The 25,601-nt window shown below is 64.1% G+C and carries 24 protein-coding genes and 1 pseudogene; 17 read left to right on the top strand and 8 right to left on the bottom strand.

The features are described 5' to 3' along the window. The first annotated feature begins 106 nt into the window (after positions 1–106). The 12 genes from VSR34_RS17245 to VSR34_RS17190 all read left to right on the top strand — a co-directional run bounded on the left by VSR34_RS17245 (position 107) and on the right by VSR34_RS17190 (position 12,244). Positions 107–1,168, top strand: coding sequence for an efflux RND transporter periplasmic adaptor subunit (locus tag VSR34_RS17245; RefSeq protein WP_342963027.1), 1,062 nt, complete (start codon positions 107–109; stop codon positions 1,166–1,168). Next, complete coding sequence (locus VSR34_RS17240) at positions 1,165–4,242, top strand: efflux RND transporter permease subunit (RefSeq protein ID WP_342963026.1); 3,078 nt, start codon at positions 1,165–1,167, stop codon at positions 4,240–4,242. The genes VSR34_RS17245 and VSR34_RS17240 overlap by 4 nt, the downstream gene beginning before the upstream one ends. Positions 4,243–4,262: 20 nt before the next feature. Continuing rightward, positions 4,263–4,787, top strand: a complete 525-nt coding sequence (locus VSR34_RS17235; protein WP_342963025.1) for a Na+/H+ antiporter subunit E — start codon at positions 4,263–4,265, stop codon at positions 4,785–4,787. Then, on the top strand, positions 4,780–5,079 hold the full coding sequence (locus VSR34_RS17230; RefSeq protein WP_154671505.1) for a monovalent cation/H+ antiporter complex subunit F: 300 nt from the start codon (positions 4,780–4,782) through the stop codon (positions 5,077–5,079). Before VSR34_RS17235 ends, VSR34_RS17230 begins: the two co-directional genes overlap by 8 nt. After that, positions 5,076–5,369: a monovalent cation/H(+) antiporter subunit G gene (gene mnhG / locus VSR34_RS17225; RefSeq protein ID WP_028215495.1), complete on the top strand. Its 294-nt coding sequence runs from the start codon at positions 5,076–5,078 to the stop codon at positions 5,367–5,369. The genes VSR34_RS17230 and mnhG overlap by 4 nt, the downstream gene beginning before the upstream one ends. After that, the gene (locus tag VSR34_RS17220; RefSeq protein ID WP_342963024.1) at positions 5,366–6,310 is read left to right on the top strand and encodes a hydrogenase subunit MbhD domain-containing protein; all 945 of its coding nucleotides are present in this window, start codon (positions 5,366–5,368) and stop codon (positions 6,308–6,310) included. The genes mnhG and VSR34_RS17220 overlap by 4 nt, the downstream gene beginning before the upstream one ends. After that, positions 6,307–6,657: an NADH-quinone oxidoreductase subunit K gene (locus tag VSR34_RS17215; protein ID WP_028215493.1), complete on the top strand. Its 351-nt coding sequence runs from the start codon at positions 6,307–6,309 to the stop codon at positions 6,655–6,657. Before VSR34_RS17220 ends, VSR34_RS17215 begins: the two co-directional genes overlap by 4 nt. Further along, positions 6,654–8,168, top strand: coding sequence for a proton-conducting transporter membrane subunit (locus VSR34_RS17210; RefSeq protein WP_342963023.1), 1,515 nt, complete (start codon positions 6,654–6,656; stop codon positions 8,166–8,168). Before VSR34_RS17215 ends, VSR34_RS17210 begins: the two co-directional genes overlap by 4 nt. Beyond that, positions 8,165–9,805 carry a proton-conducting transporter membrane subunit gene (locus VSR34_RS17205; protein WP_342963022.1) on the top strand — a complete coding sequence of 547 codons (1,641 nt, stop codon included), beginning with the start codon at positions 8,165–8,167 and terminating at the stop codon, positions 9,803–9,805. Before VSR34_RS17210 ends, VSR34_RS17205 begins: the two co-directional genes overlap by 4 nt. Before the next feature lie 103 nt (positions 9,806–9,908). Then, positions 9,909–11,372, top strand: a complete 1,464-nt coding sequence (locus VSR34_RS17200) for an efflux transporter outer membrane subunit (RefSeq protein WP_342963021.1) — start codon at positions 9,909–9,911, stop codon at positions 11,370–11,372. Between the two features lie 261 nt (positions 11,373–11,633). Next, on the top strand, positions 11,634–12,011 hold the full coding sequence (locus tag VSR34_RS17195; RefSeq protein ID WP_028215404.1) for a hypothetical protein: 378 nt from the start codon (positions 11,634–11,636) through the stop codon (positions 12,009–12,011). An 11-nt stretch (positions 12,012–12,022) separates the two neighbouring features. Further along, positions 12,023–12,244: a glycine zipper domain-containing protein gene (locus VSR34_RS17190; RefSeq protein WP_028215405.1), complete on the top strand. Its 222-nt coding sequence runs from the start codon at positions 12,023–12,025 to the stop codon at positions 12,242–12,244. Positions 12,245–12,332: 88 nt separating this feature from the next. Here VSR34_RS17190 and VSR34_RS17185 read toward each other — a convergent pair whose 3' ends face one another. After that, entirely contained in the window at positions 12,333–13,748 is a 1,416-nt protein-coding gene (locus VSR34_RS17185) for a basic amino acid/polyamine antiporter (protein ID WP_342963020.1), read from the bottom strand. 292 nt (positions 13,749–14,040) lie between these two features. On the opposite strand from VSR34_RS17185, the gene VSR34_RS17180 reads away from it, so the two are divergent. The 4 genes from VSR34_RS17180 (at position 14,041) to VSR34_RS17165 (ending at position 18,438) form a co-directional block, all read left to right on the top strand. Continuing rightward, positions 14,041–14,502 carry a membrane protein gene (locus VSR34_RS17180; protein WP_028215407.1) on the top strand — a complete coding sequence of 154 codons (462 nt, stop codon included), beginning with the start codon at positions 14,041–14,043 and terminating at the stop codon, positions 14,500–14,502. 76 nt (positions 14,503–14,578) lie between these two features. Then, positions 14,579–16,006, top strand: coding sequence for a basic amino acid/polyamine antiporter (locus tag VSR34_RS17175; RefSeq protein WP_342963099.1), 1,428 nt, complete (start codon positions 14,579–14,581; stop codon positions 16,004–16,006). Between the two features lie 21 nt (positions 16,007–16,027). Continuing rightward, the gene (gene arcA / locus VSR34_RS17170) at positions 16,028–17,389 is read left to right on the top strand and encodes an arginine deiminase (RefSeq protein ID WP_342963019.1); all 1,362 of its coding nucleotides are present in this window, start codon (positions 16,028–16,030) and stop codon (positions 17,387–17,389) included. Positions 17,390–18,114: 725 nt separating this feature from the next. Beyond that, positions 18,115–18,438 carry a hypothetical protein gene (locus tag VSR34_RS17165; RefSeq protein WP_342963018.1) on the top strand — a complete coding sequence of 108 codons (324 nt, stop codon included), beginning with the start codon at positions 18,115–18,117 and terminating at the stop codon, positions 18,436–18,438. Here VSR34_RS17165 and VSR34_RS17160 read toward each other — a convergent pair. After that, positions 18,430–18,975, bottom strand: a complete 546-nt coding sequence (locus VSR34_RS17160) for a peptidoglycan recognition family protein (protein WP_342963017.1) — start codon at positions 18,973–18,975, stop codon at positions 18,430–18,432. The two genes, VSR34_RS17165 and VSR34_RS17160, sit on opposite strands and share 9 nt — an antisense overlap. Before the next feature lie 28 nt (positions 18,976–19,003). On the opposite strand from VSR34_RS17160, the gene VSR34_RS17155 reads away from it, so the two are divergent. Further along, positions 19,004–19,375 carry a hypothetical protein gene (locus VSR34_RS17155; RefSeq protein ID WP_028214989.1) on the top strand — a complete coding sequence of 124 codons (372 nt, stop codon included), beginning with the start codon at positions 19,004–19,006 and terminating at the stop codon, positions 19,373–19,375. On the opposite strand, the pseudogene VSR34_RS17150 reads toward VSR34_RS17155, so the two are convergent. From VSR34_RS17150 to shiA, 6 genes and pseudogenes are all read right to left on the bottom strand, one after another. Beyond that, positions 19,324–20,922, bottom strand: a pseudogene (locus VSR34_RS17150) (IS66 family transposase). The gene VSR34_RS17155 and the pseudogene VSR34_RS17150 overlap by 52 nt on opposite strands. Positions 20,923–20,951: 29 nt before the next feature. Further along, positions 20,952–21,299, bottom strand: a complete 348-nt coding sequence (tnpB, locus tag VSR34_RS17145) for an IS66 family insertion sequence element accessory protein TnpB (RefSeq protein WP_028232630.1) — start codon at positions 21,297–21,299, stop codon at positions 20,952–20,954. Continuing rightward, complete coding sequence (locus tag VSR34_RS17140; RefSeq protein ID WP_342963016.1) at positions 21,296–21,703, bottom strand: transposase; 408 nt, start codon at positions 21,701–21,703, stop codon at positions 21,296–21,298. The genes tnpB and VSR34_RS17140 overlap by 4 nt, the downstream gene beginning before the upstream one ends. Positions 21,704–22,048: 345 nt before the next feature. Beyond that, entirely contained in the window at positions 22,049–22,633 is a 585-nt protein-coding gene (locus VSR34_RS17135; RefSeq protein ID WP_342963015.1) for a hypothetical protein, read from the bottom strand. Positions 22,634–23,123: 490 nt separating this feature from the next. Further along, positions 23,124–23,894 (bottom strand): IclR family transcriptional regulator C-terminal domain-containing protein, encoded by a 771-nt coding sequence (locus VSR34_RS17130; protein ID WP_028214962.1) that lies wholly within the window; start codon positions 23,892–23,894, stop codon positions 23,124–23,126. A gap of 103 nt (positions 23,895–23,997) precedes the next feature. After that, complete coding sequence (shiA, locus tag VSR34_RS17125; protein ID WP_028214963.1) at positions 23,998–25,311, bottom strand: shikimate transporter; 1,314 nt, start codon at positions 25,309–25,311, stop codon at positions 23,998–24,000. Positions 25,312–25,601 lie beyond the last annotated feature (290 nt).

Genomic DNA, 25,601 nt, shown 5'->3' with positions numbered 1-25,601 from the left:
TGTCGTCGTTCCCGGATGAACACGGGAAGCCTGTCCACGGATACGGGGGAATACATCAGTGTTTGCCATACAAGCAACGGGGCGATCGGTATCCCTGGCTTTGACCGTGACGCTGGGCGTCCTGGCGGCAGGTGCGCTGTTGGGCTGCCGCAAGAACGAAGAGGCGCCGGTGGCCGAAGTGCGTCCGGTGCGCGTCATCACGATAGAAAAGCAGGACGCGGGAAGCACCATCACCCTCACCGGCCGGCTGCAGGCACAGGCCGAGATCAACCAGTCGTTCCGTATCGACGGAAGGATGATCGCCCGCAACGTCGATGTCGGCGATCGCGTGAGGCCCGGCCAGGTGCTCGCGCGGCTCGACCGGATGAACGAGGAAAGCAGCCTGCAGTCCGCCCGCGCGCAACTGGCCGCCGCCCAGGCCCAGGCGCTCGAAGCGCGCACCATGTTTACCCGCATGCGCGATCTGCTCGCGGAGCACGCCGTCTCGCGCGCTTCCTTTGAGCAGTCCGAAGCAATGGCGAAGATCACGCAGTCGCAGGTCGATTCGGCGCAGTCGCTGGTGAGCATCGCGCAGAACCGCCTGAGCTATACCGATCTCGTTTCCGATGTCGCGGGCGTGGTCACGGCGCGCGGCGCCGAGACGGGCGAGGTGGTGCCGGCCGGCCGTATGATCGTCCAGATCGCCCGCGAAGGCGCAGTGGATGCGGTATTCGACGTGCCCGCCGCCATCAAGGACGTCGCCCCGCAAAACCCCGACATCGTCGTGGCGCTGGCCAGCAACCCGCAGGTGACGGCAATCGGTAAGGTGCGCGAAGTATCGCCCCGCGCCGATCCCGTGACCGGCACCTTCGCGATCAGGGTGCGCCTGGTCGATCCACCGGCGGCCATGCGCCTGGGCAGTACGGTCACCGGCCACATGAAGGTCGAGCGGCCGCCCGCCATCGAAATTCCCTCGAGCGCGCTGATCCAGCCCGCAGGCAAGCCGGCGGTGTGGGTGGTCGATACGAAGACGGACACGGTGTCGGTGCGCGAGGTGCAGCTTCAGGCGTATGGCGAGGAGCGCGTGCAGGTCTCGCAGGGCCTCGCCCCAGGCGACGTGGTCGTGACGGCCGGCGTGCAGGCATTGCGGCCGGGACAAAAAATTCACTGGACCGGGGTAGCCAGGTGATCGGCCCGAATCTATCCGAATGGGCACTCGCGAAGCGCCCGCTGGTCGTGTTCCTCATGATCGCCGCGCTCGTGGCGGGCACCCTGTCGTTTTTCCGGCTGGGGCGCGCCGAAGACCCGGTCTTCACGTTCCGCACCATGGTGGTCTCCGCCGTGTGGCCGGGGGCCACGGTCGACGACACGCTCTCGCAGGTGACCGAGCGCCTCGAGCGCACGCTGCAGGAGACCCGCCATCTCGATCGCATCCGCAGCTATACGACGGCGGGCCAGACGACGATCTTCGTCGATCTGCTGCAATCGACGCCGCCCGCCGAAGTGCAGGACATCTGGTATCAGGTTCGCAAGAACGTGGGCGACATGCGCCAGACGCTGCCAGCCGGTACGCTCGGGCCGTTCTTCAACGACGACTTCGGCGACACCTTCGGCATCATCTACGGATTCACCGCCGACGGCTACAACATGCGCGAGCTGCGTGATCGCGTCGAGGCGATCCGCTCGCGTCTGCTGCTGGTGCCGGACGTCTCGAAGATCGAGGTGCTCGGCGCGCAGGACGAGCAGATCTATATCGAGTTCTCCACCACGCGTCTCGCGGGCCTGCGTCTGGATTACCCGTCCATCGTCGCGGCATTGCGCTCGCAGAACGTCATCCGGCCGTCGGGCGTGCTGCAGACCGGGCAGGAGCGCGTGTTCTTCAGGGTCACGGGCGCCTTCGATTCCGAACGCGATATCGAGAACGTCAACCTCGTGCTGGGCGGGCGCATCGTACGCCTGGGCGACATCGCCACCATCCGGCGCGGCTTCGCCGATCCGCCGCAGCCGATGTTCCGCGTCAACGGCAAGCCCGCCATCGGCCTTGCCATCGCCATGCGCGATTCGGGCGACATCCTCGCGCTCGGCCACAACCTGAAGGCCGAGATGGCCGATGCGACCGCGAACCTGCCCGCCGGCATCGAGCCTTTTCTCGTCGCCAACCAGTCCGATACCGTCGATGTCGCCATCAGCGACTTCATGGCGTCGCTCTGGCAGGCCATCATCATCATCCTGGCGTGCAGCTTCGTGAGTCTGGGCGTCCGGCCGGGGACGGTGGTGGCGGCGTCGATTCCGCTCACGCTGGCGATCGTGTTCGCGATCATGGACGTCGTACACATCGACCTGCACCGCGTGTCGTTAGGCGCGCTGATCATCGCGCTGACGCTGATGGTGGACGACGCCATGACGACCGTCGATGCCATGATCAACCGGCTCGCCGCGGGCGACACCAAGGATCAGGCGGCGACGTTCGCGTACCGGACGCTCGCCGCGCCGATGCTGATCGGCACGCTCGTGTCCATTTCGAGCTTCGTGCCGATCGGCTTCGCGAGGAGTTCGGCGGGCGAGTATACGTTTTCCATTTTCTCGGTGGTCGCCATCGCGCTGCTCGTGTCGTGGTTCGGCGCCGTGATTTTCTCGCCGCTCGTGGGTCAGGCGATCCTGAAGGCGCCGAAGGCAGACAAGGCGCCGGACAAGCCCGGCAGGATGATCATGGCCTATGACCGCTTCCTGCGTGGCGCGCTGCGCATGAGGTGGTTGACGCTGGCCATTACGCTGGCCGCGTTCGTGGTGTCGATTTTCCTGGTGCGCTTCGTGCCGCAGCAGTTTTTTCCCGCGTCGGACCGGCCCGAGCTGACGGTGGATCTGACCTTGCGCCAGAACGCGTCGATCCACGCCACCGAGGCGCAGGTCGCGCGCATCGAAGCCATTTTGAAGAGCGATCCCGATGTCGATCACTTCAGCAGCTATGTGGGCCGTGGCGCCGTGCGCTTCATTCTCACGCTCAATGCCCAGTTGCCCAATCCATTTTTCGCCCAGATCGTCGTGGTGGCAAAAAACCTCGAGGCGCGCGACCGGCTGCAACTGAAACTGGAGAAAGTGCTGAGCGAGCAGTTTCCCGGCATCGTGGCACGCGTCTCGCCGCTGGAACTGGGGCCGCCGGTGGGCTGGCCGCTGCAGTACCGCGTCTCGGGCCCGGACCCGGCACAGGTGCGCAGGGTTGCCCTCGATCTCGCCGGCATCGTGGGTGCGGACTCGCGCACGCGCCATGTCAATTTCGACTGGATGGAGCCGGCCCGGCAGATCCGCATCCACATCGATCAGGATGAGGCGCGCCAGCTCGGCGTGAGCAGCGCCGCGCTGGCCGCGATCATGAACACCATCGTGACGGGCACGCCCCTCACGCAGATCCGCGACGACATCTATCTGGTCAACGTGGTCGCGCGCGCCGACCAGGAGCAGCCGCTCACGGTCCAGACGCTGGGCACGTTGCAGGTTCCCACGCCGGCGGGGCGGATGGTGCCGCTGAGCCAGTTCGCGACGTTCACCGAGGAGCAGGAGTCGCCGCTGGTATGGCGGCGCAACCGCGTGCCGACGCTCACGGTGCGCGCCGACGTCATGCATGGCGCGCTGCCCAACGAAGTCGTGGCGACGCTGGCGCCGAAGATCGACGGGTTCAATGCGAAGCTGCCCAGGGGCTACCGGGTCGAGACCGGCGGCATATTCGAGGAAAGCGCGATCTCCCAGGCATCGGTGTTTGCCGTGGTGCCGGTCATGATCGTGCTGATGCTCACGAGCATGATGGTGCTGCTGGTGAGCTTCCGGCGCCTCGCCATGGTGGTTTCGGTCATGCCGTTGGGGCTGATCGGCGTGGTGCTCGCACTGCTGGTGTTCAACCGGCCGCTCGGCTTCGTCGCGATTCTGGGCATTCTGGCGCTGATCGGCATGATCGCCAAGAACGGGCTGATCCTGATCGTGCAGATCGAGACCTTTCGCCAGGAGGGCATGGGAGTGCTGGAGGCCGTGGTCGCGTCGGGCACCTCGCGCATACGGCCGATGTTCCTGACCTCGCTCTCGACTGTGCTCGGTCTGATCCCGATTGCGCCCACGGTGTTCTGGGGGGCGATGGCCTTCGCGATCATGGGCGGGCTGCTGGTGGCGACGGTGCTGACGCTCGTGTTTCTGCCCGCCTTGTACATGGTGGTGTTCGGCAGGGAAGACCGGCTCGCGCAACGGTCCGCGGGTGCGGCGAGCGAGACGGTATAAGTTTGGGAGGCCTATCTTTCATGAACTCACCCATGCATACCTTCCTGCTCGACTGGCGTTCGCACTGGCGCGTCGGGCTGGCCCGCGCGACGTGTTTCCTCGCGCTCTGGTTCATCCTGATGCCGGACGCGAAGCCGGCCGATGTCGCCTGCGGCCTCATCGCGACGATCGTCGCCACGCAGATGAGCCTGCGTCTGCTGCCGCCCGCCGCCGGACGGTTGCGCCTGGGAGCCTTGCTCGTCTTCGCGCCGCATTTCCTCGCGCAGTCCGTGCTGGCGGGCATCGACGTGGCGCGCCGCGCACTGGATCCGCGCCTGCCCCTGCAGCCGGGCACCGTGGTCTATCGCACCGGTTTTCCGCCGGGCACGGCGCGCAACGGTTTCGCCATCATCACGAGCCTCTTGCCGGGCTCCCTTCCGGTGGACGAGACCGCGGACGGGCTCGTCTACCACTGCCTCGACATCACGCAGCCGGTCGCCGCACAGCTGGCGGAAGAGGAGCGGCGTCTCGCCGGCGCGCTCATCAGTGGGGAACGTCATGGCTGACGGGCTCATCGCAGACGTACTCATCGCCGTGTGCGCCCTGGTGCTGCTGATGGTGGCCGTGGGCCTTCTGAGCGTGCTGCGCGGGCCCACGCGCGCCGACCGCATGATGGCCGCGCAACTCTTCGGCACGGGCGGGATTGCAGCGCTGCTGCTGGTGGGCACCGCGAGCGGCGTGGATTCGGTCGTGGACGTCGCGTTGACGCTTGCGGTGCTCGCGGCGTTCGCGTCGGTCGCTTTCGTGAAGGCCGATCGCCAGTCGGAAGGCGATACCGCGAACGAGGAGCGGACATGAAAACCGCAGCCGATGTCTTCACGATCGTTGCCATGCTCGGCGGGCTGTTCTTCTTCGTAGCGGGCACGCTCGGGTTGTTGCGCTTTCCGGACACCTACACGCGCCTGCATGCACTCACGAAGGCCGACAACCTCGGCCTCGGCATGGTGGTCGTGGGGCTGCTGCCGCAGGCCGGTCATCTCGTGGTCGCCCTCAAGCTCATCGTGGTGTGGCTGCTCGTGATGCTGACGTCCTCTGATGTGTCGCAGCTCATCGCGCGCGCCGCGCGGCGGCAGGAGAAAGGGTCATGATTTCCGCCATTTCCGTCGGCATCGGCATCCTGCTGCTGGCGCTCGCGCTCTGGACGGTCGTCGTGCGCGATACGTTCGCCGCGGTTGCGGGGTTCATTCCTTACGGTCTGCTGCTCACGCTCGCCTGGCTGGTGCTGCGCGCAGTGGACGTGGCATTGACCGAGGCGGCCATCGGCGCGGGCCTGACCGGCGCGCTGCTGATCCGCGCGGCTTCGCGGCTGCATCCGACCGAAGCGGCAGCGCAGGCCGAAGCGCCCGGCCTGGGAACGCGCGTGGCAGCCGGCGTTGCCGCCGCGGCCGTGGCTGTCGTGATCGCCGTGTGCCTGCTGCGCATGCCGGACCCCGCGCCGACGCTCGCGCCCGAGGTGGCGCGGCACATCGAGGCAACGGGCGTCGCGAATCCGATCACGGCGGTCCTGCTGTCGTTCCGCGCGATCGACACGCTGCTCGAAGCGATCGTGCTGCTCTTTGGCGTGGTGGGCGTCTGGTCGCTCGCGCCGGATCGCTGCTGGGGCGGCAGGCCGGGGCTCGCGCAGGCGGTCGGCCCCAACGACATCCTCGTGTACCTGGCGCGGGTGTTGCCGCCGATCGGCGTCGTCATCGGCATCTATATTTTCTGGGCCGGCGCCGATCATCCGGGCGGCAAGTTCCAGGGCGCCACGGTGATTGCCGCCATGTGGCTGCTCGTCATGATGTCGGGACTGCGCGACGCGCCACCCGTCAGCCGGCGCTGGCTGCGCGTCGTGCTGGTGCTCGGACCGGCGGTCTTCATCGCGCTCGGCCTGCTCGGCGCGGTCATGGCAGGGGCGTTTCTGGCGTACCCCGACGGCTGGGCGAAGCTGTGGATCATCGTCATCGAAGCCGCGCTGCTGCCTTCGCTCGCCGTGACCCTGGTACTCCTGATGGTCGGGCCGCCGCAGAGGTCGGAGGTGAGCCCATGAACGTCACGCAGCTGTTTGGCATTACCGCCGCCGCGCTGGTGGGACTTGGCGTGTATGGCCTGATCGTCAACCCGCAGCCCCTGCGCAAGGTGCTGGCCTTCAACCTCATAGGCAACGGCGTGTTTCTGGCGTGTGCCGTGATTGCGCATCGAGGCGCCGCCGCAGGCATGTCCGGCGATCCGGTGCCGCAGGCCCTGCTGATCACGGCGATCGTCGTGTCGTTCGCCGCTTCCGCGCTGGCTGTGGGACTCATGCTGCGCCGGTTCGCGCAAACCGGCACCAACTCGCTTGCGGCGCCCGATGAAGCTGCACCGGGCGAGGCGCGCACCCATGCGGAGGCCAGATGATGACGCCGGCGCTCGCGGGGCAGTCGACGCCAGGCGGCCTGCTGCTGGCGCTCGCCGTGCTGTTGCCGTTTGCCGGCGTGCTGGCCGGTCTGGCGCCAGGCGGGCGGCATGCGCAACGTGTGGCGTGGGTGACGGTCGCTCTCGGCATCGGCATCGTGCTGGAGATCGCGGCGAGGCTCCTCGTCTCGGGCGACTCGTTGCGCTATGCGCTCGGCGGCTGGGCGCCGCCGCTGGGCGTCATGCTCCGCGCGGACGGCCTGTCGGTCTGCATGATGCTGGTGGTCGCCGTGGTGGTGGGCGCGGTGGCCGTCTATGCCAACGGCGATTTCGGCACGCCGTCCGGCACGCGCGAGGCGCGCGCGCCGCTGGCCTTCTGGCTGCTCCTGCTGGCGGTATGGGGCGCGCTCAATCTCGTCTTCGTGAGCGGGGACATTTTCACGCTCTACGTCGCGCTCGAACTGCTGACCTTTGCCGGCGTGCCCCTCGTGTCGCTGGATGGGCGTGCCGAAACATTGCAGGCGGCGCTGCGATATCTGCTGTATGCGCTGATCGGCTCGATGCTGTATCTGCTGGGCGTTTTCCTGCTTTATGGCGCGTATGGCACGCTCGATATCGCGCTGCTGGCCGGGAAGATCGGCCCCGGGCCGCTCGCGTGGACGGCCGTGGCGTTGATGAGCGCGGGCATGCTCGCGAAGACCGCGTTGTTCCCTTTGCACCTGTGGTTGCCGCCTGCGCACGCGGGTGCGCCTGCCGCCGCGAGCGCGCTGCTCTCGGCACTCGTGATCAAGGGATCGTGGTTCGTGGTGGTGCGCCTCTGGCTCGATGTCTTTGGCGGCATGGTGGGCGGCTCCGTCGCGCAGTTGCTCGCGGGCCTGGGCGCCATGGCGATTCTTTTCGGCAACGTGGTGGCGCTGCGCCAGGCGCGGCTGAAGCTCCTGATCGCGTATTCGACGGTTGCCCAGATCGGCTACCTGTTCCTGCTGTTTCCGCTGGCCGCGCACGACGAGGGCACCCGGGCCGTTACGGGCGGCCTGTTGCAGGCCATCTCGCACGCGAGCGCGAAAGCGGCCATGTTCCTCGCGGCCGGTCTCATCTACAGCACGCTGGGTCACGACCGTCTGGCCGACCTGCGCGGCGCCGCGCGCGCGCTGCCCATGACGCTGACGGCTTTCGCGCTGGCCGGCGCCACGCTGATCGGTCTGCCGCCCTCGGGCGGGTTTCTGGCCAAGTGGCTGCTGATGTCGGCGGCGCTGGCGAGCGGGCAATGGTGGTGGGCGCTGACGATGCTGCTCGGCGGCCTGCTCACGAGCGTCTACGTCTTCATGGTGGTCGTGCGCTCGATGGAGCCCGCCGAGCCCGGCTGGTCTCCGAAGAAGCCGGTGCCACGGTACCAGCAGCTCGCGGTGCTCGGCCTCGCCACGTGCTCGTTTCTGCTGGGGCTGGCCGTGCTGCTGCCCGTCGACGTGGCGCAGATCGGCCGCACCGTGACAACGCAGGCGGGGATGCCATGAACCTCTCGCAGACTCTGCTGATCGCAGCCGCTGGCCTGCCGTTGCTGATGCTGCTGCTTTCTGCATCGGCGCCTGTCCGCAGGCGCCTGCCCGCCTGGTTCGCGGTCGCACCGCTGCCCGCGCTGGCGGCGGCCGTCGGCGCGAGCCCCAGCGAAACGCTCATGCTCGGCCACAGCCGTTTTGCCCTGCGGTTCGCCATCGACACGCCCGGCGCATTGCTGCTCGGCACGGCGGCGCTGCTGTGGCTCTTCGCGGGCATCTATGCCAGTCGATCGTTGCGTGCGCAACGGAGTGTCGATGGGTTCGTCATCTGCTGGCTCATGGCGATGACGGGCAACGTCGGCGTGTTCCTGGCGGCGGATCTGATCGGCTTCTATCTGATGCTGGCAGTGTTGAGCGTCGGCGCGAGCGGCCTCGTGCTGCAGGGGGAGGGGGCCGATGCGCGGTATGCGGGCGCCCTCTATCTGGGCATTGCCCTGCTGGCCGAAGCGTTCGTGCTCGCAGCGCTGATCCTGCTCGCGCAGGCCACGCCCGGCGGCAGCCTGCTGATTCGCGACGCGGCAGCGGCGCTGCCGGGCTCTGCCTGGCGCGACGCCACGCTGCTCCTGCTGCTCACGGGCCTCGGCATGAAGGCGGGGATGGTGCCGCTGCACTTCTGGATGCCCTATGCGTATCGCGCGGCGCCCGTTCCCGCGGCGGCGGTGATGAGCGGCGCCGTCGTCAAGGCCAGCGTCATCGCTCTGGTGCGCTTTCTGCCGTTCACGCCCGGCGACGCGTGGCCGCACTTCGGCATCCCGCTGGCCGCGCTGGGCATGTTCGGCGCGTTCTACGGCGTGGCGATCGGCATCACGCAGTCCGAACCGAAGGTCGTGCTCGCCTGCTCGAGCGTCAGCCAGATGGGATTCCTGATGGCGGTGACCGGCATGGGGCTGGCCGCGGGAGACCCCGCTACCGTCGTGGCGGCCGCGTACTATGCCGCGCACCATCTGCTCGTGAAAGGCACGTTGTTCCTGGCCGTGGGCGTGGTCGCGCTGACGGGCGCCGGATCGTTGCGGCGGGTGTTGCTGCCCACGGCGGTAATCGCGCTCGGGCTGGGCGGCTTGCCGTTGACGGGCGGCGCACTGGCCAAATACGCGGCCAAGGACCTGCTGCGCGGGGAGCTCGCGGGCTCGCTGGCCGTGGCGTCTTCCGTCGCGACGACACTGCTGATGCTTCATTTCGTGCGCTGTCTGCGAGCGACCGCAGCGACGGATGCCCATGCCCGTGCGCCCGCCCCGCTCGCGCTTGCGTGGCTCGCCATGGTGCTGGCCTCGCTGCTAGGGCCGTGGGTGCTCTATCTTCACATCCCGGTTGGCACGCTGCCCGACGCGCTCGCGCCCGCGGCGTTGTGGTCGGCGCTCTGGCCTGTGCTGGCGGGCGCGGCGCTGGCCGTCGGCTGGGATCGATGGAGGAGGAAAGCGCCTCGCGTGCCGGTAGGAGATGTTGGCGTGATCCTGCGCGAACTCCAGCGGGCCGCAGCGGCGGTGGGGAGATTCGCGCAAGGCGCGGATGCCTTCGTGCGGGAATGGTCCGTGTCGTGTTTGACGCTGCTGCTCGCTGCGCTGCTGTTCGGTGGCCTGCTGGCCGTGGTGGCGTGATGAGTGTGTCGTGTGTGTCGTCTGTTCCGTGTGTGTCGAAAGCGGCGGCCGCGGCGCCCGGCGCATACCGAACACGCGCTCGAAGCCGAACCTGGAGTCCGTCATGAGAACGCTGACGCGTGCCGCGCTGCTTGCCGCCGCCACCTGCCTGGCCGGCTGCATCACCGTGGGACCCGATTACAGTCGCCCCGAAGTGCAGGTGCCGGCCACGTGGCGCATCGACCTGCCGCAAGCCGAGGAGGTCGTGAACACTGCATGGTGGGAGCAGTTCGACGACCCGGTGCTAAACGACCTGGTTCAATCGGCGCTGCAGGGCAATCTCGACGTGCGCATCGCGGCCGCGCGCGTCGACCAGTTCATCGGCGTGCTGCGTTCCGCGCGCTCACAGGGTCTGCCGCAGATCGGCTACGGCGCCAACGTGAGCCGCAACCGCGCGAGCCAGGCCGGCATGCCGCCGCTGCCGCCCACGCTCGACCCCGTCTTCGATCTCTATCAGGGCATGCTGTCCGCCTCCTGGCAGATCGATCTGTTCGGGCGCGTCAGGCGCCTGACCGAAGCCGCGCAGGCGCAGGTCTATGCCAGCGAACAGGCGCAACGCGGCGTCGTGCTTTCGCTCGTGACGGGCGTGGCGACCAGCTACATCACGCTGCGCGGGCTCGACCGGCAACTCGACATTGCGCGGGCCACGGCGGGCAATTTCGGCGAAACACTGCGCATCTTCGAGTTGCGCTACCGCGACGGCCTCGTTTCGCAGACGGAGCTTGCGCAGGTGCGCTCGCAGTACAAACTCGCGCAAACCGCGATACCGGCCATCGAGCAGCAGATCGACATCGTGGAAAACGGTATCTCCGTTCTGCTCGGGCGCACGCCTGGGCAGATCCCGCGCGGCAAGTCGGTGAGTGAACTCGTGCTGCCGGTGATACCTGCGGATCTGCCTTCGACGCTGCTCGAACGACGGCCCGATATTTTGCAGGCCGAACAGAATCTGGTTGCGGCGAATGCGAACGTCGGCGCGGCGCGCGCGCTCTACTATCCCACCATCTCGCTCACGGGGGCACTCGGTTCGGTGAGCACCGCGTTTGGCGACTTCCTTTCGGGGCCGGCACAGGTCTGGTCGGTTGCGGCGGGGCTGACCGGGCCGATCTTCACGTCGGGCGCGATCGGCGGTCAAGTGCAATCGGCCGAGGCGCAGAAGCGCCAGGCCGAACTGGTCTACCGGCAGACGGTGCTGGGTGCGTTCGGCGATACGAACAATGCACTCGTCAGCTCGCAGAAGACCATCGAGCAGGCCGAACTGCAACAGCAGCGGGTCGAGGCGCTGCGCGAATTTGCGCGGCTTTCGCGGCTGAAGTTCGAAGATGGCCTGATCGGTTACCTCGAAGTACTGATCTCCGAAAACGACCTGTTCTCCGCCGAGCTTGCGCTCGCCAGCCTGCAGGCCTCGCGCTTCAACCAGGTGATCGGCGTGTATCAGGCCATGGGAGGCGGGTGGGTGGATATCGCCGATTCGCGTACGCCGGTGGCGCTGAGTGCTGCGGGAAAGGGCAATTCAGTGCAAGGCAGGTGAAGTTGCACAGACGCGAAAGTGTCGGGTTGTTTCTCGGCGGGGTGAATCATTTTGAATGAAAGACGTCTCGCACGCCTGGGCTCAGTAAATGGGCTTGGATAATAAGCAGAACGCTCTAGACTTCATACCGTGTCCTGATGAGGTATGCCGACCCCGCGAACCTGAAAAGGAGATTCGTGCAGACAGCCGACCATTTTCAACTCGATTGACGCCTCTGGATGACGAGGCGGCGGATCGTTCATAGCTTCCACGGAGGATGCGATGGCAATCAAATCACATTGGCGTACGCTGTTATCTCTGGGTTTCCTGTCACTTGCCCTTGCGGGCAATGCCGCGCGAGCACAAAGCATTCCCATCGTCACGGGCCAGCAGTGGATGGCGTCGTCGGACGAGGCGAAGAAAGCCTATCTCGTTGGCATCGCCAATCTGATCGAGATCGAACGCGCCTATTCCGGAAATAGCGCGAGCAGCAGCGATATCTCGCAGCGCTTTGGCAAAGGAATGCAAGGCCAGACGCTCGACAGCGTGCGCCAGGGACTGGACAACTATTACGCCGCCAATCCGGCGATGATCCAGCACCCTGTCGTCGAGACCATCTGGTTTCAAATGGTCTTACCCGGTCTGAGTAAAAACCAGTGAGGAAGACGATCATGAAACGATATGGATGGATCGTGAGCGCAAGTGTGCTGGTTGCCATCGTCGGCTGTACGGATATGACACCACGCCAGCAGGGAACGATGAGCGGCGCGGCGATTGGCGCGGCGGGCGGCGCGGGCATTGCGGCGATCGCGGGCGGCAACGCATGGACCGGCGCGCTCATCGGCGGCGTGGCAGGCGGCGTGGCGGGCAACATGAAGGCCGGTCATCAGTAAGCATGCCGTCTGCCATGGGAGGGCGGGGAGACAGAACATCGCGGTCAGAAATGGGCGTGGCGGATTGCACCGGGAAGCCGTAGCACGGTTACCGCCACGCAGCGGTGCTCAGCTCGAAAATCGCAACGAGCGCGGCGCCCAGCACGACGAGAAATGCGCACCACTCCGGCGCCGAAAAGAACGCTTTGCCGCGTTCGTGCTGCGCCCACATGTACAGCAGACTGCCTGGCCCATAGAGCATCGCGGACATGACGAGCAATTCCACCCCGCAAGCGTAAAGCAGAAACAACGTATAAATCGTGGCGACGATCGCGGTGGCGTAGCACTGCATGCGCCTGCGCGAGGTGAGGGCCGATGGCGGCAGCGCGCGGATGGCCTTGAGGCCGAAGGTCGCGACGAAGAAGTACGGGATGAGCGCCATGGCGCTCGTGAGGCGCAACATGAGCGAGAAGGCGTCGGTGGACCAGTACGTGCTGACGACGAAGGCCTGGACCACACCGCTCGTGAGCCAGATCGCGGCGGTGGGCAGCTGCCGCGCGTTGCGGCGTGCGAAGACGGCCGGCATGGCGTCCGCTTTGGCGCTCGCATAGAGCACCTCCGCGCAGATCAGCGACCACGCGAGATAGGCGCCGAGCACGGAAACGATCAGCGCGCCGCCGATGAAAGCCGCGCCGGGTGCGCCGACCACGGCCCGAAGTACCGAAGCCATGGAAGGCTGCCTCATTGCCGCGATGTCCGGGCGCATGAGATGCGCATACGGCAGCAGCGTGACCAGCACGAGCAGCAGTAACACGAAGGCGAAGCCGAGCACCGTCGCCGCGCCCACGTCCGAACGTTTTCTCGCGTATCGCGAATACACGCTCGCGCCTTCGATGCCGAGAAAGACGAAAACGGTAGTGAGCATGGTTCCTTTGACCTGCGGCGCAAGTCCGCCGGCACTTTGAGCGAGATTGGCCGTGAAGGTCTCCGCGCTGGCATAGACGCTCAAAATGCCAATGAAAACGAAAATGGGCAGAATCTTGACGACGGTGAGAATGGCATTGATTAAGGTGGCCTGCTGGATGCCGCGAAGCAGCATCCAGTGAAATGCCCATATGCCGACGGAAGATATCGCAATGGCAATGGGCGTATTGCCGTTTCCAAATGCAGGAATGTATGCGCCGAGCGTGGATTTGATCAGTACCCAATAGGAGACGTTGCCGAAACAACCGGCCATCCAGTAGCCGAACGCGGAGAGGAATCCGGCGTAGCCCCCGAAGCCGTCGCGCGCATAGGCAAAGATGCCGGAGTCGAGGTCGGGCCGGATTTCCGCGAGCAACTGAAAGATGCGCGCCAGCATGTACATGCCGCCTCCTGCAATGCACCATGCGATGACGGCTGCAGTCGGGCCCGCTTCGAGCGCGAAATTACGAGGCAGCGAATAGATGCCCGCGCCGACCATGGATCCGACCACCATCGCAGTCAGAACAGGCAGTGACAGCTTCTGGTTATCCGTCGAATTCATATTCAAGCCTTTTTTGATCTTCGACCCGCAGCCTGCGAGCGCGCAAAATCGCGGCCAGGCAATGCGCGCCGCATTGAACGGCTGAAATATTATCGAGCGCATGTCACGTTGAATGCATCATATGTCCATCGTATTCCATAATGATCTTCAGGTGTCCGCATGATGGATTGAGCATCGGGCACGTCTGGACACGGTTAGCTTGTATGTTCGCTAATGAACGGCAATCTGGTTGTTAGCAAACGCCACAAGTGAATCGAGTGAATCCGCAACAGGCCGTATCAGGAGGAACGTCATGCGATATCTCGCGGGAACACTGCTTGGCTCGGTGGCCGCCTCGCTTGCCCTGTCCGGCTGCGAAGCGCCAACTTCGGGCTCGACCTTTACGCCAGCGCAGGCACAACAAGTGTTCGTGGTCGAACTCGGGGTAGTCGAAACCGTTCGGCCCGTCACGATCCAGCCGGGCCCGACGGGTGTCGGCGCAATAACGGGCGGCGCGCTCGGAGGTATCGCAGCCGGCGCCAATATCGGACGCGGCACGGGCTCCGCTGCAGCGGGCATAGGCGGCGCAGTGCTGGGCGGCCTGGCCGGCAATGCCGTGGAGCAGCGCGTCACGCAGCGAGCGGCCCTTGAAATCGTCGTGCGTCTGGATTCAGGACAACTGATGTCCGTGGTCCAGGACGCGGACCAGCAGTTCGTTCCGGGCGACCGCGTGCGCGTGCTGCTCGGCAATAACTCCGTACGCGTGACCCGATGATGCAACGAGGGGAACGGCGGCGCAGATGAAGCGTGTCACGCACCAGGGCACAGTGGCAGACGAAGCGAGGAAACCGATGGCCGATAACGGGCAGAAGATGAGTCGCCTGCAGTTGACGGCGATGGTGGTCGGGGGCATGGTCGGCGCCGGCATTTTTTCCCTGCCGCGGACCTTCGCCAATGCGACAGGGCCGGTTGGCGCGGCGATTGCATGGCTCGTGGCGGGCGTGGGTATGTACACGCTCGCACGCGTCTTTCAGGCGCTCGCGGAACGCAAGCCGGACCTCGACGCCGGTGTGTTCGTCTACGCGAAAGCGGGCTTCGGCGATTACCCCGGCTTCCTCTCGGCATTCGGTTACTGGATCGGCAGTTGCATTGGCAACGTTTCCTACTGGGTACTGATCAAGTCCACGCTGGGCGCTTTTTTCCCCATCTTCGGCGACGGCAATACGGTGGTGGCGATCGTCGTGGCGTCCGTCGGCATCTGGTTGTTTCACTTCCTCATTCTTCGCGGTGTCAAACAGGCTGCGTTCATCAACACCGTGGTGACGTTCGCCAAGGTCATTCCGATCGTGGTGTTCATCGTCATTCTGCTCTTCGTATTCAAGTACGGTACGTTCCGCCTGAATATCCAGTCCGCGGCTGCGGAGGAGGGTGGCATCATCCAGCAGGTTCGCGCGACGATGCTCGTTACCGTGTTCGTGTTCATCGGCATTGAAGGCGCGAGCGTGTATTCGCGCTACGCGAGGGAGCGCACGGACGTTGGTCGCGCAACGATTTTTGGCTTCGTCGGGGTGACGACGCTCATGGTGCTCGTCTCCATGCTGCCTTTCGCCGTGCTGCCGCGCGGTGACGTGGCGGGCATGCGGCAACCGTCCATGGCGGCCGTGCTCGAAAGCGTGGTCGGACCATGGGGAGGGATCTTCGTGAGCATCGGCCTGATTGTGTCGGTGCTCGGTGCGTATCTGGCCTGGTCGCTGATCTGCGCGGAGGTGATGTTCGCGGCGGCGCGCAACGAGGACATGCCAGCGATATTCGCCCGCGAAAACGCCAACAACGTGCCGGCGAACGCGCTGTGGATTACCAACATCGTCGTGCAGATCCTCGTTGCAAGCACCTATTTCTCGTACGACGCGTTTGCCCTGATGCTCAATCTCACGAGCGCGATGTCGCTCATTCCCTATCTGTTCGTCGCGGCCTACGGGTGGATGGTCTCGAATCGCGGCGAGAGCTACGAGGTGCGGCCCGAAGAGCGCCGGCGCGACCTCGCGTTCGCGTCAGTCGCGGTGATCTATACCTTGTTCATGATCCTGGCCGGTGGCCTGAAATTCATACTGCTATCGGCAATTCTATATGCACCTGGCACGGTGCTGTACGTGATCGCGCGACGTGAGCGCAAGCTGGCCGTTTTCAAAGGCATGAGCGACTGGGTCATTTTCATCGTGGCGGCCATTGCGGCGATTGCAGGCCTTGTTGCACTGGCCACGGGCGCCATGGCGGTCTAACGAGAACGAGCGGAGATCGATATGTCCAGGACGAAGGGCGGTGAGAAGGGTGAGAAGGGTGAGAAGGGTGACAAGGCCGGGAAGGGTGAGAAGGCCGAGAAAGGCGGGAAGGAAGGCAAGGCCGCAAAGAGCAAGAAAAAGGACGACAGCCCATTGGGCGTGTATTCGGAAGTCGGCCGACTGCGCAAGGTGATGGTGTGCGCGCCGGGCATGGCACACTCGCGCCTCACGCCGAGCAATTGCGACGAGTTGCTGTTCGACGACGTGCTATGGGTCGACAACGCGAAGCGCGACCACTTCGACTTCGTCACGAAGATGCGCGACCGCGGCGTCGAGGTGGTCGAGATGCATAACCTGCTTGCCGAAACCGTGGCCGTGCCGGAAGGCAAGAAGTGGATCCTCGATAACCAGATCGTGCCGAACCAGGTCGGACTGGGTTTCATCGACGAACTACGAAGCTATCTGGAAGGACTCGACGATCGCACGCTCGCCGAGACCCTGCTTGGCGGCCTCTCGATCTATGATTTCCCCGAGGCGCATGGCGGCGCGGCGCTCAAGGTCGTGCGGGAAGCGGCTGGGTCCACCGAATACCTGCTGCCGCCGCTGCCGAACACCTTGTACACGCGCGACACCACCTGCTGGATTTACGGCGGCGTGACGCTCAATCCGCTGTACTGGCCTGCACGTCACGAGGAAACGATCCTTGCCGCCGCGATTTACCGGTTTCATCCTGATTTCACGGGCAAGGTCAACGTCTGGTGGGGCGACCCCACACTGGATCACGGCATGGCCACGCTCGAAGGCGGCGATGTCATGCCCATCGGCAACAAGACGGTGCTCATCGGCATGAGCGAGCGCACGTCGCGCCAGGCGATCAGCCAGCTCGCCGCCACGCTGTTCCAGAAGGGCGCGGCCGAGCAGGTGATCGTGGCGGCCATGCCGAAGATTCGCGCGGCCATGCACCTCGATACGGTCTTCACGTTTGCCGACCGCGACTGCGTGCTGATCGCGCCGGATTTCCTCGCGCGCACCCGCACGTTCACGTACCGGCCCAGCGACCATCCGGCGGGCGTGGAACTGCATCAGGAGAAAAAGTCCTTCGTCGAAGTGGTGAGCGCCGCGCTCGGCATCAAGAAGATGCGCGTGGTGGAAGCGGGCGGCAACGATTACCAGCGTGAGCGCACGCAGTGGGACAGCGGCGCGAATCTGGTCTGCACGTCGCCGGGCGTGGTGTTCGCCTACGATCGCAATACGTACACGAACACGCTGCTGCGCAAGGCCGGAATCGAGGTGGTGACGATCGTGGGCGCGGAGCTGGGGCGCGGGCGCGGCGGCGGGCATTGCATGACGTGTCCGATCATTCGCGATGCTGTGGATTTCTAGATGTAGGGACTTCTACTTGAAACTGGCTCTGCTTGCAATCGACGGCACTTCGCATTATTAACAACTGACCGAGGCTGCCTGCCCGGATCATCTGCACCTGACGAGACTCGGCTTGGCAGCCCGGTGGCCGTTGTCGCACCGGTGATTTTCGACTTGACCACATGGGCGTCTTCTGGCGCTGGCGTATTGCATGCCAAGTGAAGGCTGGTAAGTCGCGCGCAAGGGAGTAGAGGCCACGGCCTCCAAAAAATCGGGAATACGCGCCGCTAACGTCACGCACTCCGAAACGCCTAAGTGCCAGCATGGATCTCGCAGGATGAAAATATTGCGTCACGACAATCACCCTCGAAAGCCTATGATGTTGCATGAAGAGGCTTGCGTTGTGTGCGGTAGCCCACTTGTCGATTCCCGTGCTATCGACCGCGATCTTGTCCGCCGCAATCCCCCGCGTATTAGGTACGCATCGCAACAGCTTGTCCGTACGAGACGCGTCGACACCGCCGCTCACAAAGATAAGCTCGCGTTGCCGTTGCTGATAACATTGGCTAGCTCTAGCTAATCTTGCGGCGAATCTCGACGACGGACTACCATCGCGATACGCCGTGTTTCCCGGCACAATTGCTGCGTCCGCCGGCTGCGTTCGTATCAGCAGACCGGCCAGAGTCAGCACTATGTCGGCTAGTGCCCTCCCATAGAAAAGCAATGATCTTCAGGAATTGGCTCAAATGAGAATCCTCGCTGGCATCTGCGTCCTCATCGTTCTTGCGTGGCTTATCGCCACCACGAGCGTGTCGCGTGCTCCTGTTGTCGAACCGTGCACACAGGAATGGTTCTCGTACCTGGATAGTCAATTCTTCGATATTTCAGATGGAGAAGGGCACGGGCCAGACTCGGGTAGCAGCGAATGGTTCAATGCCTTTGAGGCAAAGGCCAGGCTACAGGTGACAAGCCAGCTTCCAGTGCAGCAACGCTGCCAGGTAATTCAAGGTCAACTCGAACATCGCACCTACATTATTAACCGGCAGCTTGGTTGGGCAATCTCACTTTGACGGTGATCTCAATCCAAATTTCGCACGCATTTCCTCAACAACTTGCATGCCGTACTTCCCCGGACATGCCCGTCCCTCGTTGCCGGGCGCGAGAAGCTGATAATCACGATGCCCGCCTACGGTCGTGATGTTGAAAAACTGGTTCAGTGTCGATATCAAGGCCGACAGGGCATCAATCTGCGCCTTGGTTGGCATCGAATGGTCGAGTGCCAACGCATCACGCGCGATATCCAACGTCCCCTTGAATTTCTGCCGAAGAGATTTCCGGCTGTACTCTTGCTGCCACGCTTCACCGGCTTCTGCCAGGTTTTCAAGCAGGACGACGCCAAGCTTGCCGGTGTTGTCACCTTTTACGTGGGAACCGGTAAAGCGGATATCACGAGCTTCGATCAATTCACCCGGACACGAAACCGCGTAGTGATAGCCAATATCGTCAAAATCATGGCTGTCCATATCGTACGATTGTGCCGTCTTCATCTGTTCGATCGCACCCTGTTCATTCGTAAGCGTGTCATGACGGCCGCCTTGCTTTAGCATTCGGTCTTCTGCCACGAGGACCGACCGCATGCCGCTTGAACCGCTTTTCGTTTCTAACCGGGTTGTTGCCATCATTGTGCCGAAGGCGCCGTTCGTCGCGTGGATCAACGCAGCGGACCCTGTTCCGGCGAACCCCACCGTCACGCTCGCCGATGCACAGGAGGAGCCATCGGCCTTCCTGATCCCGACGAACGAATCCGACGACCAGGACCAGCCTGGCAAGCGCTGGATTCAGCGTAGCTGGAAGGCTCTCTTCGAGCAGATGCTTGCGGACTGGTACACCGATCCGGCACTGTGGCCGCGCAACCGGACCATCAAGATGTTCCGGGAGTGGTGCGAGATCCGCATTCACTCCATCGTGCTGGACTGCGGCGATACGCCGATTGAGTACGAGGACTGATCCAGATTCCACGGGAGAAGCGCGTCGATCTGGTTGATCGGGTGATCCGCGATGCACCCGAGCACGTGGCGCAGATAGGCTTCAGGATCGACGCCATTGAGTTTCGCTGTCCCGATCAGGCTGTAAATTGCAGCGGCGCGCTCACCGCCCGAGTCCGCGCCAGCGAACAGGTAATTCCGGCGTCCGATGGCCACACCGCGCAGCGCGCGCTCGACCGCCAGGTTGTCGATCTCCAGTTGTCCATCATCGCAGTAGCGCGTAAGCGCCTCCCACCGGTTCAGGGCATAGAGAATCGCACGGCTCGTGTCGGACTTGCGCGAGAGCGTTTCCAGCATGGCGCCCAGCCACGCATGGAGTCGATCGAGCAGCGGTCGGGCATGGGCTTGCCGATACGCGCGACGCTCATCGGGCGGTTTGCCCCGAACCGCATCCTCGACCCGATACAACGCGCCGATGCGTTCGAGTGCTTCGGTGTTAAATGCGTTGGGTCGTGAGGCATGCAGTTCGTAGAACTGACGGCGTGCATGCGCCCAGCCTGCTGCCTCAACAACGCGGCCCGTTTCGTAGATGGCCTGATAGCCACCATACGCATCGGCCTGCAAGGTGCCGCCGAACGATTCAAGATGCTGCTGCGGATGAATGCCTTTACGGTCGGGACTGTACGCGAACCATACGGCAGGCGGCGTGATGTCACCCGAGTTCCGGTCATCGCGTACGTACACCCACAGCCGCCCGGTTTTGGTCTGGCCGTTGCCCGGCGCGAGCACAGGCACTGGCGTATCGTCGGCATGCAGTTTCGTGGCTGCCATGACATGCCGACGTAGCGCATCAACCAGCGGTTGCACCAGCTTTGCGCCGTGACCGACCCACTTCGCCAGCAGCGAGCGATCCAGTTCGACACCCGCACGTGCGTAGATCACCGACTGACGGTACAGCGGCAGGTGATCCGCAAATTTCGCGACCAGCACATGCGCGAGCAGGCCCGGGCCTGCCAGACCACGCTCAATCGGACGGCTGGGGGCGCTTGCCTAGGCGATGTGGTCGCAGCACGTGCAGACCAGTTTTGGCCGCACATGACGGATCACGCGGAAGCTTGCGGGTACGTATTCGAGTTGTTCGGCGATGTCTTCGCCGAGTTGCTTCATCGCTGCCCCGCACGCGGTGCAGGTTTCTCCCGATTCCGGCAGATACGTCAGCACCTCACGCGGCAGATGTTCGGGCAGCAGCTTGCGACCGACCTGCTCCGGTGCGGTGCGCGGCGTCTTCGGAACCTCGATGGGAGTGGCGCCTTCATCGGCTTCGAGATCTTCCAGACGGAGTTCAAGCTGTTCGATCTGGCGGTCCAGCTTCTCGGAGCTTCGGCCGAACGTCATGCGGCGCAGCTTCGCGATCAGCAGCTTCAGGTGCTCGATCTCGACCTTTGCAGTGGCTACGACGGCCGCGTGCGATTCGACCACGTCCTCCAGATGATCGATACGGGCATCGCGCTCGCGCAGCATCGCCTTGAGTGCTTCGATGTCGTCAGGATAGGCGTTCGCCGAGGTCATTCCTGCAGTTTACGCGGACGCCGGGAGGTTTACAACGCAGAACTGGGCTCGGTTGTGCGAACGGGTTGTCGCCAGTCGATGCCTTCAAGCAGCATCGACAGTTGCGCCTGGCTCAGGCATACAACGCCGCCATCGGCGCGCGGCCAGACGAAGCGCCCGCGCTCCAGACGTTTCATCAGCAGGCACATGCCGTCACCGCTCCACCACAGCACCTTGACGAGATCGCCGCGTCGGCCCCTGAACACGAACACATGACCACTGAACGGATCGCGTTCCAGCACGGTCTGGACCTTCGCGGCGAGGCTGTTGAAGCCTGAGCGCATGTCGGTCACGCCGGCAGCCAGCCAGACGCGCGTGTGGCTGGGCAGACCGATCATGCCGCTGCTCCCGGCATACCGCGCAACATGCGCAGCACCAGCATCAAGGTACTTGCGTCAGGTGCGCCTTCAATACGCACCCGGGCGTTGCCGACACTGATTTCGATAGCCCCCGGTGGTGCTGTGACCGGCGCTGGAATCGATGCCGGTGGCGCGACCCCGGTCACTGCTGCATCGATCTTGACGGGAAGCAGATCAACGGGATCGTATTCACCTGCGTGCAGCGCCCGGCGCCATTTGAACACCAGGTTCGTGTTCAGCCCGTGTTCCATCGCCAGGCGTGCGACCGAAACTCCGGGCTCGCTCGCCAGCCTGGCGATCTCGCGCCGGAATTCGAGCGGATGATTCGGTATGCCTTTGCGGCCAGTTCTCATCGGTGCTTCTGTTGTCAAAGTAGTCCCCACTACTCGATGTGGTGGGGGCTACTCTGGCAACTTCTGATCGGAACGTCGAGACGGTACGGTGGACTCGCTTACGTTCATTCACAGCGCAGGAATAGCTGCGTCCGGCATGATGGATCACAATGTCGCGATAGTCCCACTGCGAAGGAGATAACGTGTTTTTTGGCGGTCGTGCTCCCCACGACGACCTTTCCAGAAGAGAATAGCCCTTCTGCCTCAAGCTCGTAATGATGGCCTGTCGTGTCGCGGCGCGATCATTAACCGCGATGGAGACAGCGTTATGCTTGTCGCCTCCTTGCACGGTATGTGATTTCGTCCAGTGTTCAATGACGTAATCGGCTGCCATGGTTACGCTCCACGGGGATTCAATTTGCACTTGGGTGCGCTAAAAACGATATGGATTTCGACGGGCTGCTCTCCGTCAGCCGTGATCCGTGCGTAGCCATAGCCATCGGTCTTTCCGGTCTGCCGGACATCGCCGACGTTCGCGATAAAGTCTCGATCGAGCAAAGGCTCCCCTGTCGTACTGTCCCAGATGTAAAACCATCGAGATTCCTGCGATTCGACAGGTGCTGAAGAAGCGACTGCGGCCGAGTGAGCACTTGACGGCGGAGCAGTTAGCGTGGCGACCTCTTCTGCCGTGAACGTCATCGACATGCCGCGCTCGGCGTAGAAGACCGGCGGCGGATTGCAACCGCAGACGTTGATATCGCCGCTCAGCGCCCACGGTTTTCCGTTTGGTCCGGTACCGGGCCAACGTGGCCCTTTCGGGGCAATGAACCCCTCCTGCTTGCAGGCCGTGCAGTAAGTCTTCATGTAAAGGGTGGCGATGTTCACTCTCGGCGGCGGATTCGAACAGGTGACATTTTCGAGACCTTCAGTAATTGCCGCGTTGCCGGCACGGTCGCCCCTCGCGAGGAAGTAACGAATCATCGCTTCACGGCTGTGAACACGATGGCCGAGGCCATGCGATCCCGCGTGGGGCTATCGGTCATGGCGGAATCCGGGTGAACGTATTTCTTCTTCAAAGCGTGGCATAGCCAAAGCTCCTTACGATGATTGTTGACTCCGACAAACGATGGGTTGTTGGACGCCGAGCTGGCTGACGCCCGGCATCTCGACAGGTCTTGTAAATTGGCGCCGCAAAAGCTTCCATCTATCGACGTCCGACTATATTGGATTTTTATCGAACCCCGGTAAATCCACCCTTTACAACTATCTGACCGAGGCGGAATGCAATGCCCCACGGGCGGCGCAAGTCGATTGCGCTTGACTCGCTGATGCAGTTGCGGTAGCGGCTCGACCGTCTGCCGTGCACCGTTACATCCGGGACCAGTTATGAATGTGAAAGAACCCTGGCGCCAGGTGTCTAATCGTGGGCCGCTATCCGTAATGGCGCTCGTCACTGGTCAGCGGCGATTCGCTACAGCACATTAAGCATCGCAAGCGCGCTTTCCTGCAAATGCGGCAGCACGCGCCTGAGCGCCGCCTCGGGACTTTCTTCGCCGATCAGCATGTTGGTGCTGAGCGCGGCGACCACTTCGCCATTGCGGTTCCTGAGCGGCACGGCAATGCCGCGCACGCCCACCTGCAATTGCTGCTCGATGAGCGCGTAGCCATCCACGCGCGCCCGCGCGATCTTCTCGCGCAGGCGCGCGGCGCTCGTGATGGTATGGGGCGTGAAGGGCAAAAGCTCGACCGTATCGAGCCATGCCGAAACCGCTGCCTGGTCTGCCTCGTGCGCGAGCAGCACCACGCCGGGCGAAATGAGCGGTGCGGGCACGCGAGCGCCGAGCACGAAACCCGTGGTCATCACGCGCGACACGCCGTTGCGCGCGATCACGACGAGCTCCCAGCCATCGAGCACGCTCACATAGGCCGATTCATTGAGCGTCGCGCTCAGCTGCTGCAAGTAGGGCTGCACGGTGCGCGGCAGGCGCGCCGAATCGAAATAGGACCAGCCCACGCGCAGCACGCGCGGCGTGAGGCCATAGAGACGGCCATCGGTGTAGACGTAGCCCAGCGATTCGAGCGTGAGCAGATAGCGGCGCGCGGCCGTGCGCGAGAGGCCCGTGCGCTCGGCCGCCTGGGTGGGGGTCATGCGCGCGTGCTCGCTGTCGAAGGCTTCGAGAATCGCGAGGCCCTTTTCGAGCCCGGCGATCCAGTCGCGCCGGTCCAATGGCGGGTTCTTCATCGGCATGCGGGAACTGGCGCGAGGCAAATGGAAAAGCAATGGAAAAAGCCGCAGGCAAATACCTGCGGCTTGCGAGCGAATGACAGGCGCTCGCGCATGGGCATCACGCCGGCTTCATGCGCGCGGCCACGATCAACGAAATCAGGCAGCCAATCGCCAGATACCCGGCGACCAGGTGCCACGAGCCTCCGGCGAAGCCCACCAGCGCCACGGCGATGAACGGCGTGAAGCCGCCGCCCACCACGCTCGCGAACTGATAGCCGACGCCCGCGCCGCTGTAGCGGTACTCCGCGCCGAACAGCTCGGTGAAGAGCGGCTGCTGCACGCTCACGACCATGTCGTGTGCGATGTTCGCGAGCATCACCGAGAAGATCACGATCCAGACCGTGGCGCGCGCTTCGAGTGCGAGGAAAAACGGTACGGCGCTCACGAGGCCGATGAAAGCGCCCACCAGATAGATGCGGCGCAGTCCGAGGCGGTCGGCGAGCCACGCGAAGCAGGGGATCGTCACGCAGCTCAGCGCGCCCACGAAGAGGCCGATGCCGAGAAAGAGATCGCGCGACATGCCGAGATTGCTGGTCGAGTAGCTGAGCGCGAAGGCGGTCACGATGTACATCGTGAAGAGTTCGGCAAGGCGCAGCGCGACGATGTAGAGGAAGGCCTTGGGATGGCGCGTGAGCGCCTCCAGCACCGGCATCTTGAGCTTGCGATGACCGTGCTCGACTTTTTCGACGAACTCGCGCGATTCGTCCATGCTCGAGCGCACCCAGAGGCCCACCAACACGAGCACCACACTGAACAGGAACGGCAGGCGCCAGCCCCATGCGCGGAACGCCGTGTCGCCGAGCAGGTGGCTCAGGAGCGCGACGCTACCGGTGGCGAGCACGAGCCCCACGCCGTATCCCACCTGCACACCGCTGCTATAGAACGCCTTCTTGCCGCGCGGCGCGCTTTCCACGGCCATGAGGGCCGCGCCGCCCCATTCGCCGCCCACGGCGAAGCCTTGCAGCGCGCGCAATATGACGAGCAGCACGGGCGCCCACCAGCCGATGGTCGCGAAGGTGGGCAACAGACCGATCGCCACTGTGGAGACGCCCATCATCATGACGGTGAGCACGAGCATGCGCTTGCGGCCGAGCCGGTCGCCGAAGTGGCCGAACACGATGCCGCCCAGCGGGCGGAACAGGAAGCCCACGCCGAAGGTCGCGAAAGCGGCGAGCGTGCCCATGCTCCGGCTGACCTGCGGGAAGAACGCCACGTTGAACACCAGCGCCGCAACGATGCCGTAGAGCAGGAAGTCGTACCAGTCGACGACCGCGCCGACGAAACTGCCGAGCGCCGCCTTGCGGGCCTGACTGCGCGACGGAGCGAGGGGCGCGGCTTCGGGAGAGCCGGTGGTGTCGAGGCTTGGGGTCATGAGATGTCTCCATTCTTCTGCGCGTATGCCATGCTGCGGTATGCAGGACGTGCGCCAAACGTGAAGCGCAGCATAGGGCGGGGCGAGCCGCCCGGCAATGCGTGGGTGCGCGATTTTGCGCGATTATCGCCCAAATGCGTGCGATTATCGGACGATTTGCGGGTTTGCACCGAGAGGGCGCGAGAAAGGCCCGATCACGTCCAGCTTCGTCAAAAGTGAACGAACTGGTTAAAATCGGCCTGCTTCGCGCATCCCGGCAAGGATTGCGAAGTCACCGTTTCAGCGCTTGC

The sequence above is a fragment of the Paraburkholderia sp. JHI2823 genome (genome assembly GCF_038900695.1).
GTDB classification, from domain to species: domain Bacteria; phylum Pseudomonadota; class Gammaproteobacteria; order Burkholderiales; family Burkholderiaceae; genus Paraburkholderia; species Paraburkholderia mimosarum.
Note: the sequence above shows the minus strand (reverse complement) of the source record. Positions and strands in the feature narration are given on the sequence as shown.

Excerpts from the sequence above, each read along its gene's own strand:
- VSR34_RS17235 (WP_342963025.1), top strand. The coding sequence starts at position 4,263 with ATGAACTCACCCATGCATACCTTCCTGCTCGACTGGCGTTCGCACTGG.
- VSR34_RS17230 (WP_154671505.1), top strand. The coding sequence starts at position 4,780 with ATGGCTGACGGGCTCATCGCAGACGTACTCATCGCCGTGTGCGCCCTG.
- mnhG (WP_028215495.1), top strand. The coding sequence starts at position 5,076 with ATGAAAACCGCAGCCGATGTCTTCACGATCGTTGCCATGCTCGGCGGG.
- VSR34_RS17220 (WP_342963024.1), top strand. The coding sequence starts at position 5,366 with ATGATTTCCGCCATTTCCGTCGGCATCGGCATCCTGCTGCTGGCGCTC.
- VSR34_RS17215 (WP_028215493.1), top strand. The coding sequence starts at position 6,307 with ATGAACGTCACGCAGCTGTTTGGCATTACCGCCGCCGCGCTGGTGGGA.
- VSR34_RS17210 (WP_342963023.1), top strand. The coding sequence starts at position 6,654 with ATGATGACGCCGGCGCTCGCGGGGCAGTCGACGCCAGGCGGCCTGCTG.
- VSR34_RS17205 (WP_342963022.1), top strand. The coding sequence starts at position 8,165 with ATGAACCTCTCGCAGACTCTGCTGATCGCAGCCGCTGGCCTGCCGTTG.
- VSR34_RS17200 (WP_342963021.1), top strand. The coding sequence starts at position 9,909 with ATGAGAACGCTGACGCGTGCCGCGCTGCTTGCCGCCGCCACCTGCCTG.
- VSR34_RS17195 (WP_028215404.1), top strand. The coding sequence starts at position 11,634 with ATGGCAATCAAATCACATTGGCGTACGCTGTTATCTCTGGGTTTCCTG.
- VSR34_RS17190 (WP_028215405.1), top strand. The coding sequence starts at position 12,023 with ATGAAACGATATGGATGGATCGTGAGCGCAAGTGTGCTGGTTGCCATC.
- VSR34_RS17185 (WP_342963020.1), bottom strand. The coding sequence starts at position 13,748 with ATGAATTCGACGGATAACCAGAAGCTGTCACTGCCTGTTCTGACTGCG.
- VSR34_RS17180 (WP_028215407.1), top strand. The coding sequence starts at position 14,041 with ATGCGATATCTCGCGGGAACACTGCTTGGCTCGGTGGCCGCCTCGCTT.
- VSR34_RS17175 (WP_342963099.1), top strand. The coding sequence starts at position 14,579 with ATGGCCGATAACGGGCAGAAGATGAGTCGCCTGCAGTTGACGGCGATG.
- arcA (WP_342963019.1), top strand. The coding sequence starts at position 16,028 with ATGTCCAGGACGAAGGGCGGTGAGAAGGGTGAGAAGGGTGAGAAGGGT.
- VSR34_RS17165 (WP_342963018.1), top strand. The coding sequence starts at position 18,115 with ATGAGAATCCTCGCTGGCATCTGCGTCCTCATCGTTCTTGCGTGGCTT.
- VSR34_RS17160 (WP_342963017.1), bottom strand. The coding sequence starts at position 18,975 with ATGCTAAAGCAAGGCGGCCGTCATGACACGCTTACGAATGAACAGGGT.
- VSR34_RS17155 (WP_028214989.1), top strand. The coding sequence starts at position 19,004 with ATGCCGCTTGAACCGCTTTTCGTTTCTAACCGGGTTGTTGCCATCATT.
- tnpB (WP_028232630.1), bottom strand. The coding sequence starts at position 21,299 with ATGATCGGTCTGCCCAGCCACACGCGCGTCTGGCTGGCTGCCGGCGTG.
- VSR34_RS17135 (WP_342963015.1), bottom strand. The coding sequence starts at position 22,633 with ATGATTCGTTACTTCCTCGCGAGGGGCGACCGTGCCGGCAACGCGGCA.
- VSR34_RS17130 (WP_028214962.1), bottom strand. The coding sequence starts at position 23,894 with ATGAAGAACCCGCCATTGGACCGGCGCGACTGGATCGCCGGGCTCGAA.
- shiA (WP_028214963.1), bottom strand. The coding sequence starts at position 25,311 with ATGACCCCAAGCCTCGACACCACCGGCTCTCCCGAAGCCGCGCCCCTC.